The organism is Mycobacterium sp. NGS33, assembly GCF_059812885.1.
Genome location: NZ_JCALDN010000029.1, coordinates 1,408 through 18,832 on the forward strand (window position 1 = coordinate 1,408; position 17,425 = coordinate 18,832).

Consider the following 17,425-nt stretch of genomic DNA (forward strand, 5'->3'; position numbering starts at 1 on the left):
GTGGAGCGTGTTGACCGGGCGGTCCCGGTGACGCGGGGTCAGCTCGATATTTGGCTGGCGCTGCAAACGGGCTACTTCGATGTGGCTTGGCAACTCGGCGTACTCGTACACATCCAGGGCGCCATCGACACCGGTTTGTTGCATGAGGCTATGCGACAGGTGGTCAATGAGGCTGAGAGCCTACGTGCTTCGTTCTTCGAGGTGGACGGCCAGGTTTTCCAGAAGGCCATCGAGTACGACGATGTCGATCTGGTTTTCTACGACCTGACCGACGCGCACGAGCCGGAGCGGGAAGTCCGCGAGACGGCTGCATCGATTCAGAGAACGCCGATGCCGCTCACGGGCCCGATGATCAAGTTCGCGTTGTTCCGGACGGCTCCCGACGAGTACTACTGGTTCACCACCTGCCATCACATCGCCATCGACGGGATGGGCATCGCCCTGATCGGTCGGCGGATCGCGGCGATCTACTCCGCCCTGGCGTCCGGGAAGCCGGTCCCGCCCGCCTTCTTCGGGTCGCTGCATGACCTCGCCAACGGCGAGCTGGAGTACGAGGCATCCCCCAAATTCCTTGAGGATCAGGAATATTGGACCGCGCACCGGCCTGCGGGCAGCGGGGCGGACTATCCGTCGACGGTGACCGACGATGGACGGGACCCGTATTCGCCTTCTCCGCCAGTCCAATTGGACGAAGGCGTGGTCGGCAAGGTCAAGCAGCTGTCGAAGGCGCTGGGCATCCGGCGGTCCTCGGTGCTTACGGCGGCGTGCGCGCTGCTGGTCCGCGGCTGGTCCGCCGACGGCTCGGACGAAGTCGTGCTCGACTTCCCGGTCAGCAGGCGGGTCGATCCGGCGTCCAAGACGCATCCCGGCATGCTCGCCGGAGTGGTGCCGCTGGTGCTGAACGCTGCGCCGGACACGACGTTCGCCGATTTCTGCCGGCAGGTCGACGCGCGATCGCGAGAAGCATTGCGGCATCAGCATTTTCCGACGCGAACGCTGGATGGCGAAGGTCACTTCAGCGGTCCCCGCCAGGCGCCCAACCGCGTCGTCGTCAACTTCGTCCCGGCGCGTCTCACCCTCAGCCTGGGCGACGTACCGGCGACCGCGAAGTACACCAGCTTCGGCCCGGTCGGCCACTTCGGGCTGTTCTTCCTCGGATTCGGCGATCAGCAGTTCCTGAGCACGGTCGGCACCGGGCAACCCTTCTCGAACTTCGACGTTTCCGACCTGGGGGAGCGGCTGCAACGGATTCTGGCGACCATCGCCGCCGGGCCGGACAAGCAGCTGTCGTCGTTGGACGTGCTGCATGCCGACGAGCGCGACCGATTGGAAGAGGTTGGCAACACAGCGGTTTTGACCCGCCCGGTGAGCGCGCCGGTGTCGGTGCCGCAGTTGTTCGCCGAGCAGGTGACCCGCGCGCCCGACGCGGTGGCGCTGGTGGGCGAGGGCGTCTCGGTGACCTACCGGGAACTCGATGAGGCATCGAACCGGCTGGCGCATCACCTGGTGGCGCACGGCGTGGGCGCCGGACAGACTGTGGCGCTGGTGTTTTCGCGGTCGGCCGAGGCGATCGCGGCTATCCTGGCGGTGCTCAAGACCGGGGCGGCCTACCTGCCGATCGATCCGTCGTCGCCGAGAACGCGGATCGGGTTCATGCTCGCCGATGCCAAGCCGGTCGCCGCGATCACCACCGCCGAGCTTGCTGAACGGTTCGACGGCCACGGCGTGACCGTCATCGACGTCAACGACCCGCGCATCGACGCCCGACCCGCGACGGCGCTGCCGGTGCCCGACGCGGCCGATATCGCCTACCTGATCTACACCTCGGGCACCACCGGTGTCCCCAAAGGCGTTGCGGTGACTCATCGCAACGTGACGCAGCTGATGGCGTCCCTGGACGCCGGCCTTCCCGCCGCGGGCGTGTGGTCGCAGTGCCACTCCTATGCCTTCGACGTCTCCGTCTGGGAGATCTTCGGCGGGCTGCTGCGCGGCGGACGCGTAGTGGTGGTGTCCGAAGACGTCACCCGTTCGCCCGACGAGTTCCACGACGTCCTGGTGGCAGAGCAAGTCAGCGTGCTGACGCAGACGCCGTCGGCGGTGGCGATGCTCTCGCCGAAGGGGTTGGAGTCGGTGGCGCTGGCGGTGGTCGGTGAGGCGTGCCCGGCCGAAGTCGTGGACCAATGGGCGCCCGGACGGGTGATGGTCAACGCCTACGGACCGACCGAGACCACCATGTGTGTGGCGATCAGCGCCCCGCTGCGGCAGGGATCCGGCATACCGCCGATCGGGTCGCCGGTGGACCGCGCCGCGCTGTTCGTGCTCGACGGCTGGATGCGACCGCTGCCCCCGGGAGTCGTGGGTGAGTTGTACGTGGCCGGCGACGGGGTGGCCGGCGGATATGTCGGCCGGTCCGGGCTGACCGCGTCGCGGTTCGTGGCGTGCCCGTTCGGGGCTCCGGGCGCCCGGATGTACCGCACCGGCGACCTGGCGTGCTGGGACGCCGACGGTCAGCTGCGTTACCTGGGCCGCGCCGACGAGCAAGTGAAGATCCGGGGCTATCGCATCGAGCTCGGCGAAGTCCAGGCCGCGCTGGCCGCGCTCGACGGTGTCGAGCAGGCCGTGGTGATCGCCCGCGAGGACCGGCCCGGCGACAAACGTCTGGTCGGCTACGTCACGGGCACCGCCGACCCGGGCGAGGCGCGCACCGCCCTGGCCGACCGGCTCCCGACGCACATGGTGCCGGCCGCGGTGGTCACCCTGGACGCGCTGCCGCTCACCGCCAACGGCAAGCTGGACACCCGCGCTCTGCCGGTGCCCGAATACAGCACGGGCGAGTACCGCGCGCCGGGCAACGCGGTCGAGGAAATCCTGGCGGGCATCTATGCCGAGGTGCTCGGGGTGCCGCGGGTCGGCGTCGACGAGTCCTTCTTCGAGCTGGGTGGCGACAGCATCCTGTCGCTGCAAGTGGTGGCGCGGGCGCGCGCCGCCGGCCTGACATGCCGGCCCCGAGACGTCTTCGTCGAACAGACCGTGGCCCGGCTGGCCCGGGTGGCCGGCGTGCACGGCGGCGCGGCCGAGGTCGTCGACGAGGGCGTCGGTCCGGTGCTGGCCACCCCGATCATGCGGTGGCTGCAGGACATCGAACGCAGCGGCGGCCGGGTCGACGAGTTCAACCAGACCGTGATGGTCCAGGCCCCCGCCGGGGTGACCGAGGCCGACGTGGCGATTGTGTTGCAGGCCTTGGTGGATCGGCATGCCATGCTGCGGCTGCGCGTCGACGACGATGAGGCCGGCGGCTGGTCGCTGCAGGTGCCCGAGCCGGGGTCGGTGCGGGCCGAGGACTGCCTGCGGTCGGTGGACGAGCTGACCGACGCGGCGCTGGCCGAAGCGCGGCGGCGGCTGGACCCGGCCGCCGGGGTGATGCTCAGCGCGCTGTGGCGCGAGGCCACCGGCCAGTTGACCGTGACCATTCACCACCTGGCCGTCGACGCCGTGTCGTGGTGGATCTTGTTGGAAGACCTCAACATTGCCTGGGCGCTGCACAGCGCCGGGCAGCCGGTGGAGCTGCCGCCGGCGGGAACGTCGTTCGCCCGGTGGTCGACGATGCTGGCCGAGCACGCGCACCGCCCCGAGGTCGTCAGTCAGCTGGGCGCCTGGAAGAAGGTGACAGCCACGGCCACCGCACTGCCGGCCGCCAGCCCCGAGGTGGACACCTACGCCTCGGCCGGGCGGTTGTCGGTGGAGCTGGACGCCGAGACGACCGGCGCGCTGATCGGCGACGTGCCGACGGCGTTCCACGCCGGAATCCAGGACATCCTGCTGATCGCGTTCGGCCTGGCCTGGGCGGAATTTTTGGGCGACGGCGCCGACGCGATCGGCATCGACGTCGAGGGCCACGGCCGACACGAGGAACTCGCCGCGGACATCGACCTGTCCCGCACCGTCGGGTGGTTCACCACCAAATACCCGGTGTCACTGAGTGTGTCGGGGCTGACGTGGGCCCAGGTGGTGGCCGGTGACCCGGCGCTGGGCGCGGTGATCAAACACGCCAAGGAACAGCTGCGGGCCCTGCCGGACCCGCTGACCTACGGGCTGCTGCGGTACCTCAACACCGAGGTCGAGCTGGCCGGGCCCGACCCGTCGATCGCCTTCAACTACCTGGGACGTCAAGGCGCAGCGCCGGATTCGGCAGGCGAGGGCTGGCGCATCAGTCAGGAGGGCCTGACCCTGATCGGGGCCGCCGCCGCGGTGCCCATGCCGCTGATGCACACCGTCGAACTCAACGCCGGCACCATCGACACCGGCGCCGGGCCCCACCTGCACGCCGAATGGACCTGGGCGCCATCGGTTCTCGACGCGACGCAGATCACCCGGCTGAGCAGGCTGTGGTTCGAGGCCCTGGCCGGGGTGTGCGCGCACGTGCGCGCCGGTGGCGGCGGCCTGACCCCGTCGGACATCGCGCCGGCCCGCCTGAGCCAGCACGAGATCGACGAGTTGGCGACCCAGCACCACATCGCCGACATCCTGCCGTTGACCCCGCTGCAGCAGGGACTGCTCTTTCACTCCAGCACCGCGCGGGGCAGCGACGACATGTACGCGGTGCAGCTGGACTTCACCCTTACCGGGCCCCTCGATCCCGATCGCCTGCGCGACGCGGTGCACACCGTCGTCAACCGGCATCCGCACCTGGCGGCGCTGTTCTGCGACCGCTACGACGAACCGGTGCAGATCATTCCCGCCGATCCGGTGGTGCAGTGGCAATACCTCGATCTCGACGGCACCGACGCCGACGCCGACCAGCTGATCGAGCAGCTGTGCGCCGCCGAGCGCGCCGCGGTGCGCGACCTGTCCGGGCAGGCCGCGTTCCGCGTGGCGCTGATCCGCACCGCGGACGGTCGGCACCGGTTCGTACTGACCAACCACCACATCTTGCTCGACGGCTGGTCGCTACCGATCCTGCTGCGGGAGATCTTCACCAGCTACTACGGCCAGCGGCTGCCCGCCGCCGGCTCCTACCGGGCGTTCCTCACCTGGCTGGCCGATCGGGACCTCGACGCCGCCCGTGACGCCTGGGGCCAGGTGCTGTCCGGCTTCGAAACGCCCACCCTGGTCGGACCGCAAGACCGGCTCGGCCAAGGCGAGCGCGGCTTCGAAAAGTCTTGTGTGCCTGAGCAAACCACCAAGGCCCTGACCGACCTGGCGCGCTCCTGCCACACCACGGTCAGCACCGTGCTGCAGGCGGCGTGGGCGGTGGTGCTGACCTCACTGACCGGGCAACACGACGTCGTGTTCGGCACCCCGCGATCGCGCGTCGGCCAACTGGAGGTCGACGACGCCGAACAGATGGTGGGGCTGCTGATCAACACGGTGCCGGTGCGCGCCGATATCGGCCCGACCACCACCACCGCGGAGCTGTTGGCCCAGTTGCAGAACAGCCACAACGACGCGCTCGAGCACCAGCACTTGGCGCTCAGCGAAATTCACCGCGTCACGGGCCACGACCAACTCTTCGACACGCTGTTCGTGTACGAGAACTACCCCGTCGAAAGCGGCATGACGCTGGGCCCCGACGGGCTGGCGATCGCCGAGTTCACCAACCGGGAGTACAACCACTACCCGCTGACGGTCGAGGCCCTGCCCGGGCGCGAACTCGGGCTGCACGTCGAATACGACGCGGACGTGTTCGACACCGCCGGCATCGCCTCGCTCCTCGATCGATTCCAGCGCGTGCTGGAGGCGATGACCAGCGATCCCACCCGGCGGCTGTCGGCGGTCGAACTGCTGGACCGCGACGAGCGCGAGCTGGTGCTGACGCGGCTGTCGGGCGCCGGCATCACCGGCTCCGTCGGCGTGGCGCCGCAGCTGCTGGCCACGGCGCTCACGATCGCCCCGGACGCGCCGGCGGTGGTCGACGGTGCGCGGGAACTGTCCTATCGCGAACTCGATGAGTGGTCAACGCGCTTGGCGCGCAAGCTGATTGACGCAGGCGTGGGCCCGGAGCGCGCCGTGGGCGTGGCGGTGGTCCGGTCCGCCGAACTGGTGGTCGCGTGGTGGGCCGTGGTCAAGGCCGGCGGCATTCACGCGCCGGTGGACGTCGATCATCCGGTCGAGCGGGTCGCCTCGGTGCTCGACGCCGTCGACGCGGTGTGCGTGTTGACCCGCGGCGCCGACGAGGTCGCCGGCGCCGGGACGCGGCCCGTGCTGCGGATCGACGACCTGGACCTGTCCGCCTACGGCGCCGAGTCGATCACCGACGCCGACCGTCTGGCACCATTGACCGCCCGGGACAGCGCGTACGCGATCTTCACGTCGGGATCGACCGGCACCCCGAAGGGGGTAGTGGTCAGCCACGCGGGCCTGTTGGGATGGGCTGCGGCGCAATGTGATGCGTCCGAGCTGGACGCCGACACCCGAGTGCTGATGGTGGCCTCGCCGACCTTCGATGCGTCGGTCGGCGAGATGGTGCTGGCGGCGGCGTCCGGGGCCGCGCTGGTGGTGGCCCCACCGCAGGTCTACGCCGGCGAGCCGCTGACCGCCTTGCTGCAAAGCCAGCGCGTCAACGCGGCGTTCCTGACCCCGACGGTGCTGTCGTCGCTGGATCGCGCCCGGCTGCCCGGCTTCGACAAGCTGATGGTCGGCGGCGAGGCCTGCCCCAAGGAATTGGTGGCCGCCTGGGCGCCCGGGCGGCGGATGTTCAACGTCTACGGCCCGAGCGAGACCACCATCTGGGTCACCTTCAGCGCGCCACTGTCGGCCGAGGGGCCGGTTCGCATCGGCACCCCGCTGCCGGGCGTGTGCGCGGTGGTGCTCGACGCCTGGCTGAAGCCGGTTCCGGTCGGCGTGGTGGGCGAGCTGTATGTCAGCGGTCCTGCGCTGGCGCACGGATACATGGGCCGGGTGGACCTGACCGCGGAACGCTTCGTGGCCAACCCCTTTGGCGCTCCCGGGGACCGGATGTACCGCACCGGCGACCTGGTGCGCTGGACGCGCGACGGGGACTTGGACTTCGTCGGGCGCGCCGACAGCCAGATCAAGCTGCGCGGCCAGCGCATCGAGCTGGGCGAAATCGAGAACACCCTGCTGGCCTGCCCGCAGGTGACGCAGGCCGCCGTCACCGTGCTGGACAGCGCCACCGGCTCGCATCTGGTCGCCTACGTCACGCTCGACCACGCCATCGGCTCCGACCACGACGAGGACAACGTCGAAGAGTGGCAACACCTTTACGACGACCTCTACGGCGCCGACCTCGAGTCCCGATTCGGCATGGACTTCCGCGGCTGGAACAGCAGCTACACCGGGGACCCCATCCCGCTCGCGGAGATGATCGAGTGGCGAGCCGCCACGGTCGACCGGATCACGGCCCTGCAACCGCGACGCGTGCTCGAGATCGGCGCGGGCTCGGGGCTGCTGCTGTCGCAACTCGCCCCGCACTGTGACGAATATCTGGCCACCGACTTCTCCCCGGTGGCCATCGAGAACCTGGCCCGCTCGCTGGAGCAGCTGCAGTTGCCCTGGCATGACCGGGTCCAGCTGCGGACCCAGCCGGCCCACGTCACCGACGGGCTGCCCCGTGGCCACTTCGACACGATCATCCTCAACTCGGTCGTCCAGTACTTCCCCAACGCGGGCTACCTGGTCGAGGTCATCGACAACGCCATGGAACTGCTGGCCCCCGGCGGGGCGGTGTTCGTCGGTGACGTCCGAAACCACAGCCTGCAGGGCGCGTTCCAGACCGCGATCGCGCTGTCCCGCGGCGGCGCCGCCGCCACCGAGGCCGCCGACATCCGTCAGCGCGTGCGCCACGCCATGCTCGGTGAAACCGAATTGCTCTTGGCCCCAGAGTTTTTCACCACCTGGGCGGTCAGCTGCCCGGCGGCCGGCGGCGTCGACATCCAAGTCAAACGCGGCTTCGCCGACAACGAACTGAACCGGTACCGCTACGACGTCGTCATCCGCAAATCGCCCGCGCCCGTGCGCTCGGTGGGTGAGGCACCCACCTGGTCGTGGGCCGAATGCGCGGGCGTCGACGGGCTGCGCGACGTGTTGGCGTCCCAGCGTCCCGGCGTCGTCCGCGTCACCGACATCCCGCACGCCGGGGTCATCGCCGACGTTCGCGTCGAATCGGCGCTCGCCGAGGGGCAACCCGTGGCCGACGCGCTCGCCGCCGCCGACGCCGTCGCCGGTGCCGCCGTCGCCGAGGAAGTGCACCGCATCGGCGAGTCCGCCGGGTATCGCGTCGCCGTCACCTGGGGTGCGGTACCGGGCACTCTCAGCGCCGTCTTCGTCGACGCCGACGACCCCGACGCGACCGCGCCCCTGACCGACCTCTACCTGCCCCCCACCGGGGCCCGGCGGCGCACCAGCAACGCCAACGACCCCCGCACCAACACCAAGATCGGCGAGGTGCGCGAGCGGCTCAGCGCGTGGCTGCCGGAATACATGGTGCCGACACACATTGTGGCGCTTGAGGAATTCCCGATGACCTCGTCGGGCAAGCTCGACCGCAAGGCCCTTCCGGAGCCCGAGTACCAGGACGTGGATCGCTACCGCGCCCCGGCCACCGCGGCCGAGGAGATCCTGGTGGGCATCTACGCCCAGGTGCTCGGCCTGGAGCGGGTGGGCGTCGACGACTCGTTCTTCGATCTGGGCGGGGACTCGCTGTCGGCGATGCGCCTGATCGCCGCGGTGAACACCAGCCTGAACTCCGACCTCGGTGTGCGGGCCGTGTTCGAGGCGCCGACGGCCGCCGAGCTGGCGCTGCTGGCCGGCGGCGACGCCGACCGGCCGGAGCCGTTGGTGGCGGGGGAGCGCCCGGCGGTGATCCCGCTGTCGTTCGCTCAGACCCGGTTGTGGTTCATCGACCAATTCCAGGGCCCCTCACCGATTTACAACGTCACCGTGGCGCTGCGGCTGCGTGGGCACCTGGACACCGGCGCGCTGGCCGCGGCGCTGGCCGACGTCGTGGGCCGCCACGAAAGCCTGCGCACGGTGTTCGCCTCGGCCGACGGAATCCCGCAGCAGGTGGTGATCCCCGCTGACCAGATCGGCTTTGCCTGCGAGGTCGTCGACGCCCGCGGCTGGCCGGAGGACCGGCTGCGCGAGCGCATGTCCGCCGCCGCCCAGTACGCGTTCGACCTGTCCGGCGAAAGCCCGTTGCACACCGAGCTTTTCACCGTCAGCGACACCGAACACCAGCTGGTGGTCGCGGTGCACCACATCGCCGCCGACGGCTGGTCGATCACCCCGTTCGCGCGTGACCTGGGGGTGGCATACGCCAGCCGGTGCGCGGGGCACGCCCCCGACTGGGCGCCGCTGGCGGTGCAGTATGTGGACTACACGCTGTGGCAGCGCGCCTATCTCGGCGACGTGGACGACAGCGGTAGCCGCATCGCCGCGCAGCTCGACTTCTGGACCGACGCCTTGGCCGGGCTGCCCGAACGCCTGCAGCTGCCCACCGACCGGCCCTACCCGCCGGTGGCCGACCACCGCGGCGCCCGACTGGCGGCGGACTGGCCGGCGGAGCTGCAGCAGCAGGTGCAGCGGGTGGCCCGCGAGCACAACGCGACGCCCTTCATGGTGATTCAGGCCGCGTTCACCGCGCTGCTGTCCAAGATCAGCGCCAGTAACGATGTGGCCGTGGGCTTCCCGATCGCCGGGCGCTCCGAACGCGCGCTCGACGAGCTGATCGGATTCTTCGTCAACACGCTGGTGCTGCGCGTCGACGTGGCGGGCGACCCGACGTTCGCCCAGCTGCTGGCCCAGGTGCGCCGGCGCAGCCTGGCCGCCTTCGAGCACCAGGACGTCCCCTTCGAGCTGCTGGTGGAACGGCTCAACCCCACCAGGAGCATGGCCCATCACCCGCTGATCCAGGTGCTGCTGGGCTGGGAGAACTTCCCCGGCGAGGTCACGGCGCCCGCGGGCGGGTTGGCGCTGGGCGATCTGCAGGTCACCCCGATGCCGTTGCACACCAACACCGCTCGCATGGACCTGACGTTCTCGCTGGCGGAACGGTTCACCGAGTCCGGTCAGCGCGCCGGCATCGCGGTGACGGCGGAGTATCGCACCGACGTCTACGACGCGGACACAGTCGAGGCGATGATCGGACGGCTGCAGCGGCTGTTGGTCGCCGTCACCGCCGAGCCGGAGCGCCGGTTGTCCTCGGTGGACCTGCTCGACACCGCCGAGCACGCCCGACTGGCCACATGGGGCAACGAGTCCGTGCTGACCGACCCGATGGAACCGGTGACCGTCGCGGGATTGTTCGCCGCGCAGGCGGCCCGCACCCCGGACGCGGTGGCGCTGACGTTCGAGGACCGGTCCATGACGTACCGCGAGCTCGACGAGGCCGCCAACCGGCTGGCGCACCTGCTGGTCGACCGCGGCGCGGGCCCGGGTGAGTTTGTCGCGCTGCTGTTTTCGCGCTCGGCCGAGGCGATCGTGGCGATCCTGGCGGTGCTGAAGTCCGGGGCGGCGTATCTGCCGATCGACCCCGCGCTGCCCGCCCCGCGAGTGGAATTCATGCTGACCGACGCCGCCCCGATGGCCGCGGTCACCACCGCCGACCTGGCCGACAGGTTCGACGGCTTCGACCTGACCGTCGTCGACGTCGCCGACCCGGCCGTCGCGGACCGGCCGAACACCCCGCCGCCCGCGCCGGCGCCCACCGACCTGGCACACGTCATCTACACCTCCGGTACCACCGGCGTGCCCAAAGGTGTTGCGGTCACCCAACACAACGTCGCGCAGCTCTTCGACGACCTGCGGCTCGGCTTCGCCTTGTCGGCCGAGCAGGTATGGACCCAATTCCACTCCTATGCCTTCGACTTCTCGGTGTGGGAGATCTGGGGTGCGCTGCTGCACGGCGGGCGCCTCGTCGTGGTGCCCGGCGCGGTGGCCCGCTCGCCGGAGGAATTCCACGCCCTGCTGGTGCGCGAGGGCGTGACGGTGCTGACCCAGACCCCGTCGGCGGTGGGGCTGCTGCCCACCGACGGCCTGGACTCCACGGCGCTGGTGATCGGCGCCGAGCCCTGCCCGCCCGAACTGGTGGACCGCTGGGCGCCGGGGCGGGTGATGGTCAACGTGTACGGCCCCACCGAGACCACCATGTGGGCCTGCAAGAGCGCCCCGCTGACGGCGGGGTCGGGCTTCCCGCCGATCGGCTCACCGGTCACCCGTGCCGCGTTCTTCGTGCTCGACGAATGGCTGCGCCCGGTGCCCGCGGGCGTGGTGGGCGAGCTGTACCTGGCCGGCGAGGGCGTCGGCGTCGGGTACTGGCGTCGCCCCGGCCTGACCGCGTCGCGGTTCATGGCCTGCCCGTTCGGCGAGCCCGGCACCCGCATGTACCGCACTGGAGACCTGGTGTGCTGGGGCCCCGACGGGCAGCTGCGCTACCTCGGCCGCGCCGACGAGCAGGTCAAGATCCGCGGCTACCGCATCGAACTCGGCGAGATTCAGGCGGCACTCGCCGCGCTCGACGGGGTGGAGCAGGCGGTCGTCGTCGCCCGCGAGGACCGCCCCGGTGACAAGCGCCTGGTCGGATATGTCACCGGCTCGGCGGACCCGGGCAAGGCGCGCGCCGCACTGGGCGAGCAACTCCCGGGCTACATGGTCCCGGCGGCGGTGGTGGTGCTCGACGCGCTGCCGGTGACGGTGAACGGCAAGCTCGACACCCGCGCCCTGCCCGCGCCGGATTACCGGACCGTCGACAACTATCGCGCCCCCAGCACCGCGGTCGAGGACATCGTGGCGGGCATCTACGCCCAGATCCTGGGGCTCGAACGCGTCGGTGTCGACGACTCGTTCTTCGACCTGGGCGGCGACTCGCTGTCCACCATGCGGCTGGTCACCGCGATCAATGCCGCGCTGGACAGCGACCTTCCGGTGCGCGTCGTCTTCGAGGCGCCCACCGTGGCGCAGCTGGCGCCGCGCATCGCGGAGAGCGCGGCCGGCCTGGAGCCGCTGGTGGCCGGTGAGCGGCCCGCGGTGGTCCCGCTGTCGTTCGCGCAGAACCGGTTGTGGTTCATCGACCAATTCCAGGGCCCCTCACCGCTATACAACATGGCGGCGGCGCTGCGGCTGCGCGGGCAGCTCGACGCCGGGGCCCTGGGCGCCGCGCTGACCGACGTGGTGAGCCGCCACGAAAGCCTGCGCACCCTGTTCCCGGCGCACGAGGGAACGCCCCACCAGGTGGTGGTGCCCGTCGAGCGCGCCGACATCGGCTGGGACGTCACCGACGCCACCGCATACTCGGCCGAGCAGCTGGACGACGCCATCAAGGCCGCGACGCGCTATGCGTTCGACTTGGCGGCCGAAATCCCCATCCGCGCACAGCTTTTCGCGGTCGCCGAGGACGAGCACGTCCTGGTGATCGTGGTGCATCACATCGCCGCGGACGGTTTGTCGCTCACGCCGCTGGGTGCCGACCTGAGCGTGGCCTACGCCAGCCGGTGCGCCGGTCACGCCCCCGGCTGGACCGAATTGCCGGTGCAGTACATCGATTACACGCTCTGGCAGCGCGCCCAGTTCGGCGCCCTGGACGACAGCTCCAGCCGCATCGGCGGCCAGCTGGCCTACTGGGAGGAGGCCCTGGCCGGCATGCCGGAGCGGTTGGCGCTGCCCACCGACCGGCCCTACCCGCCGGTGGCCGATCAGCGCGGCGACAGCGTGGTCGTGGACTGGCCGGCGGAATTGCAGGACCAGGTCCGCCGGCTGGCCCGCCAGCACAACGCCACCAGCTTCATGGTGGTGCAGGCCGCCCTGGCCGTGCTGCTGTCCAAGATCGGCGCGAGTTCCGATGTGGCCGTTGGCTTCCCGATCGCCGGGCGGCGCGACCCCGCGCTGGACCGGCTGGTCGGGTTCTTCGTCAACACCCTGGTGCTGCGGGTCGACCTGGCCGGTGATCCCAGCTTCGCCGAACTGCTGGAACGCGTCCAGGCGCGCAGCCTTGCCGCGTTCGAGCATCAGGACGTGCCGTTCGAGGTGCTGGTGGAGCGGGTCAATCCCACCCGCAGCCTGACGCACCACCCGCTGGTGCAGGTGATGCTGGCCTGGCAGAACTTCGCCGGGCACGACGACCCGGCGGCCGGCCTGGCGCTGGGCGACCTCGAGGTCACCTCGGTGCCGGTCGAGGACCAGTCGGCACGCATGGACCTGGTGTTCTCCCTGGGAGAGCGCTGGACCGCGGCCGGCGAGGCCGCCGGGATCGGCGGGCGGGTGGAATTCCGCACCGACGTGTTCGACGCGGCCACCATCGAGACGCTGATCGCGCGGCTACAGCGGGTGCTGACCGCGATGACCGCCGATCCCACGCACCGGGTGTCGTCGGTGGATCTGCTCGACGATGCCGAGCACGCCCGCCTGGAAATGCTGGGCAACACAGCCGTTTTGACCGGGGCGGCCGGCGCGCCGGTGTCGGTGCCCGAACTGTTCGCCACGCGGGTCGCCGCCGCGCCGGACGCCGTGGCGCTGGTGTGCGAGGGCCTGTCGGTGACCTACCGCGAGCTGGACGAGGCGTCGAACCGGTTGGCGCATCACCTGGCGGCGCAGGGTGCCGGTCCGGGACAGACTGTGGCCCTGCTGTTTTCGCGGTCGGCCGAGGCGGTCGCCGCGATCCTGGCAGTGCTCAAGACCGGGGCCGCCTACCTGCCGATCGATCCCTCCTCGCCGCCGGCCCGGATCGAGTTCATGCTCGGCGATGCCAAACCGGTCGTCGCGATCACCACCGCCGACCTGGCCGGCCGGTTCGACGGGCACGGCATCAGGGTCGTCGACGTCGACGATCGGCGCATCGACACCCTGCCCGAGACGGGCCTGCCGCTGCCCAGGCCCGAGGGCGTCGCGTACCTGATCTACACCTCGGGCACCACCGGTGTCCCCAAAGGCGTTGCCATCACTCACCACAGCGTGACCCGGCTGCTGGGCTCGCTGGATGCCGGCCTGCCGGCCGCGGGGGTGTGGTCGCAATGCCACTCGCTGGCGTTCGACGTCTCGGTGTGGGAGATCTTCGGTGCGCTGCTGCGCGGCGGCCGGCTGGTCGTCGTGCCGGAATCGGTGGCACGCTCACCGCAAGACCTGCACGACGTCCTGGTCGCCCAGCGGGTCAGCGTGCTGACCCAGACGCCGTCCGCGGTGGCGATGCTCCCGCGCGAGGGCCTGGAATCGGTGTCCCTGGTCATGGCCGGTGAGGCGTGCCCGGCCGAGGTGGTGGACCAATGGGCCCCCGGTCGCGTGATGGTCAACGCCTACGGCCCGACCGAGACCACCATGTGTGTGACCATCAGCGCGCCCCTGGCGCCCGGGTCGGCGGCCAATGGGCCGGTGCCGATCGGGTCCCCGGTGCCAGGGGCGGCGCTGTTCGTGCTCGACGGGGCGTTGCGGCCGGTACCGCCCGGCGTCGTCGGGGAGCTCTACGTCGCCGGATCCGGGGTGGCCGCGGGGTATGTCGGGCGGCCTGGGCTGACTGCGTCGCGGTTCGTCGCCTGCCCCTTCGGCGGGGCGGGCACGCGCATGTACCGCACCGGCGACCTGGTGCGCTGGAACGCCGACGGGCAACTGCAGTACTTCGGCCGCGCCGACGAGCAGGTCAAGGTTCGCGGCTACCGCATCGAGCTCGGCGAGATCCAGTCCGCGCTGGCCGGATTCGACGGCGTCGAGCAGGCCGTGGTCATCGCCCGCGAAGACCGACCGGGCGACAAGCGCCTGGTCGGCTACATCACCGGCCGCGCCGACGCCGCCCTGGTTCGAAGCGCGCTGGCCGAACGGCTGCCCGCCTACATGGTCCCCGCCGCGGTGATGGCGCTCGACGCGCTTCCGTTGACCGCCAACGGCAAACTGGACACCCGCGCCCTGCCGGCGCCCGAATACACCGCCGGTGAATACCGCGCCCCGGAGACGCCCACCGAAGAGATCCTGGCCGGGATCTACGCCGAGATCCTGGACGCCGACCGGGTCGGCATCGACGACTCCTTCTTCGACCTCGGCGGCGACAGCATCTCCGCCATGCGGCTGATCGCCGCGATCAACGCGAGCCTGGACGCCGACCTCGCCGTCCGGGTGGTGTTCGAGGCGCCCACGATCGCCCAGCTGGCACCCCGGCTCGGCGAGGGCGGCAGCGGGCTGGAGCCCCTGACGGCCGGGCCGCGGCCGGCGATCGTCCCGCTGTCGTTCGCGCAGAACCGGCTGTGGTTCCTCGACCAATTGCAAGGCCCCTCAGCGGTGTACAACATGGCGGCCGCGCTGCGACTGGACGGTGCGCTCGACGCCGACGCGCTCGGCGCGGCCCTGGGCGACGTGGTCGCCCGCCACGAGAGCCTGCGCACCCTGTTCGCGGCGCCCGAGGGAACACCGCAGCAGGTGGTCATCCCTGCGGACAAGGCCGATTTCGGCTGGGAGGTTGTCGACGCCAGCGCCTGGTCGGCAGCCCAGCTGGAGGAGGCGATCGGCGCCACCGCGCGCTACACCTTCGACCTGGCCTCCCAAATCCCGTTGCGCGCGGAGCTATTCCGGCTCGGCGACGACCGGCACGTCCTGGTCGCCGTGGTGCACCACATCGCCGCCGACGGCATGTCCATCACCCCGCTGGTGCGCGACCTCGGGGTGGCGTACGCCGGCCGGGCCGCCGGCCGCGGCCCCGACTGGGCGCCGCTGCCGGTGCAATACGTCGACTACACGCTGTGGCAGCGCGCCCAATTCGGCGATCTGGACGACGGCAACAGCCGCATCGCCGCCCAGTTGTCGTACTGGGAAGACGCCCTGTCCGGGATGCCCGAACGCGTGCAGCTGCCCACCGACCGGCCCTACCCGCTGGTGGCCGACCAGCGCGGCGCCACCGTCGAAATCGATTGGCCCACCGAGCTGCAGCGGCGCGTCGGGGACGTGGCTCGCCGCCACAACGCCACCAGCTTCATGGTGATCCAGACCGCGCTGACCGTCCTGCTGTCCAAGATCGGCACCAATCCCGATGTGGCCGTGGGCTTCCCGATCGCCGGGCGGCGCGACCCCGCGCTCGACGAGCTGGTGGGCTTCTTCGTCAACACCCTGGTGCTGCGCGTCGAGGTGACCGCCGACCCCAGCTTCGCCGAGGTGCTCTCCCAGGTGCGCCAGCGCAGCCTGGCCGCTTACGAGCACCAGGACGTGCCGTTCGAGGTGCTGGTCGAGCGGCTCAACCCGGCGCGGAGCCTGAGCCATCACCCGCTCGTCCAGGTGATGTTGGCGTGGCAGAACTTCGCCGGACACGACGCCGGCCCCGCCGCTGGGCTCGCCCTGGGCAACGTCGACGTCACGCCGATACCGGTGGACACCCAGACCGCCCGCATGGACCTCACCTTCTCGCTGGGCGAACGCTGGGACGAGCGCGGCGAACCCGCCGGAATCGGCGGAACCGTCGAATTCCGCACCGACGTGTTCGACGAGGACAGCATCCGGGCGCTGATCGAGCGGCTGCGCCGGGTGCTGGTCGCGATGACCGACGACGCCGCACGGACGTTGTCCTCGGTCGATCTCCTCGACGACGCCGAACACGCCCGGCTCGACGCATTCGGCAACCGCGCCGCGCTGAGCGCATCGACGGCCCAAACCGGTTCCATCCCAACGTTGTTCGCCGCACAAGTGGACCGGACCCCGGATGCCGTGGCGCTGGTCTGCGACGGCCGCTCGCTGACCTACCGCGAGCTGGACGAGGCGTCGAACCGGTTGGCGCACCTGCTGACCGGCCATGGCGCCGGTCCGGGACAGACTGTGGCACTGCTGTTTTCGCGGTCGGCCGAGGCGATCGTGGCGATCCTGGCGGTGCTCAAGTCCGGCGCGGCCTACCTGCCGATCGACCCGGCGCTGCCCGAGGCGCGGATCGGGTTCGTGCTCACCGACGCCGCGCCGATCGCCGCGATCACCACCGCCGACCTGAGCGACCGACTCGACGGCCACGACGTCAACGTCATCGATGTCAACGATCCCGCCGTCGACGCCTTGCCCGCCACCGCGTTGCCGGCGCCGGCACCGGAGCACCTCGCGTACCTGATCTACACCTCCGGCACCACCGGTGTGCCCAAAGGCGTTGCCGTCACCCATCGCAACGTCACCCAGCTGCTCGCGTCCGGGGACTCGGGACTGCCGCGCTCGGGCGTGTGGTCGCAGTGGCATTCGCTCGCGTTCGACGTCTCGGTGTGGGAGATTTTCGGCGCCTTACTGCACGGCGGCCGCCTCGTCGTGGTGCCCGAATCGGTGGCGCGCTCGCCGGAAGACCTGCACGCCCTGCTGGTGGCCGAACAGGTCAGCGTGCTCAGCCAAACCCCGTCCGCGGCGGGCGCACTGGCACCGCGGGGACTGGAGTCGGTCACCTTGGTGGTGGCGGGCGAGGCCTGCCCGTCCGAACTGGTCGACCGGTGGGCGCCGGGCCGCGCGATGATCAACGCCTACGGCCCCACCGAGG

General features: G+C 70.8%; 1 protein-coding gene (cut by a window edge). It reads left to right on the top strand.

Annotated elements, in window-relative coordinates; translation table 11 throughout:
- Positions 1-17,425 carry the 5' portion of a non-ribosomal peptide synthase/polyketide synthase gene (locus tag AC5Y5B_RS24700; RefSeq protein ID WP_500007235.1) on the top strand. Its footprint extends 13,889 nt past the window's final position, so only the first 17,425 of its 31,314 coding nucleotides appear in the window; it begins with the start codon at positions 1-3; its stop codon lies beyond the right edge, outside the window.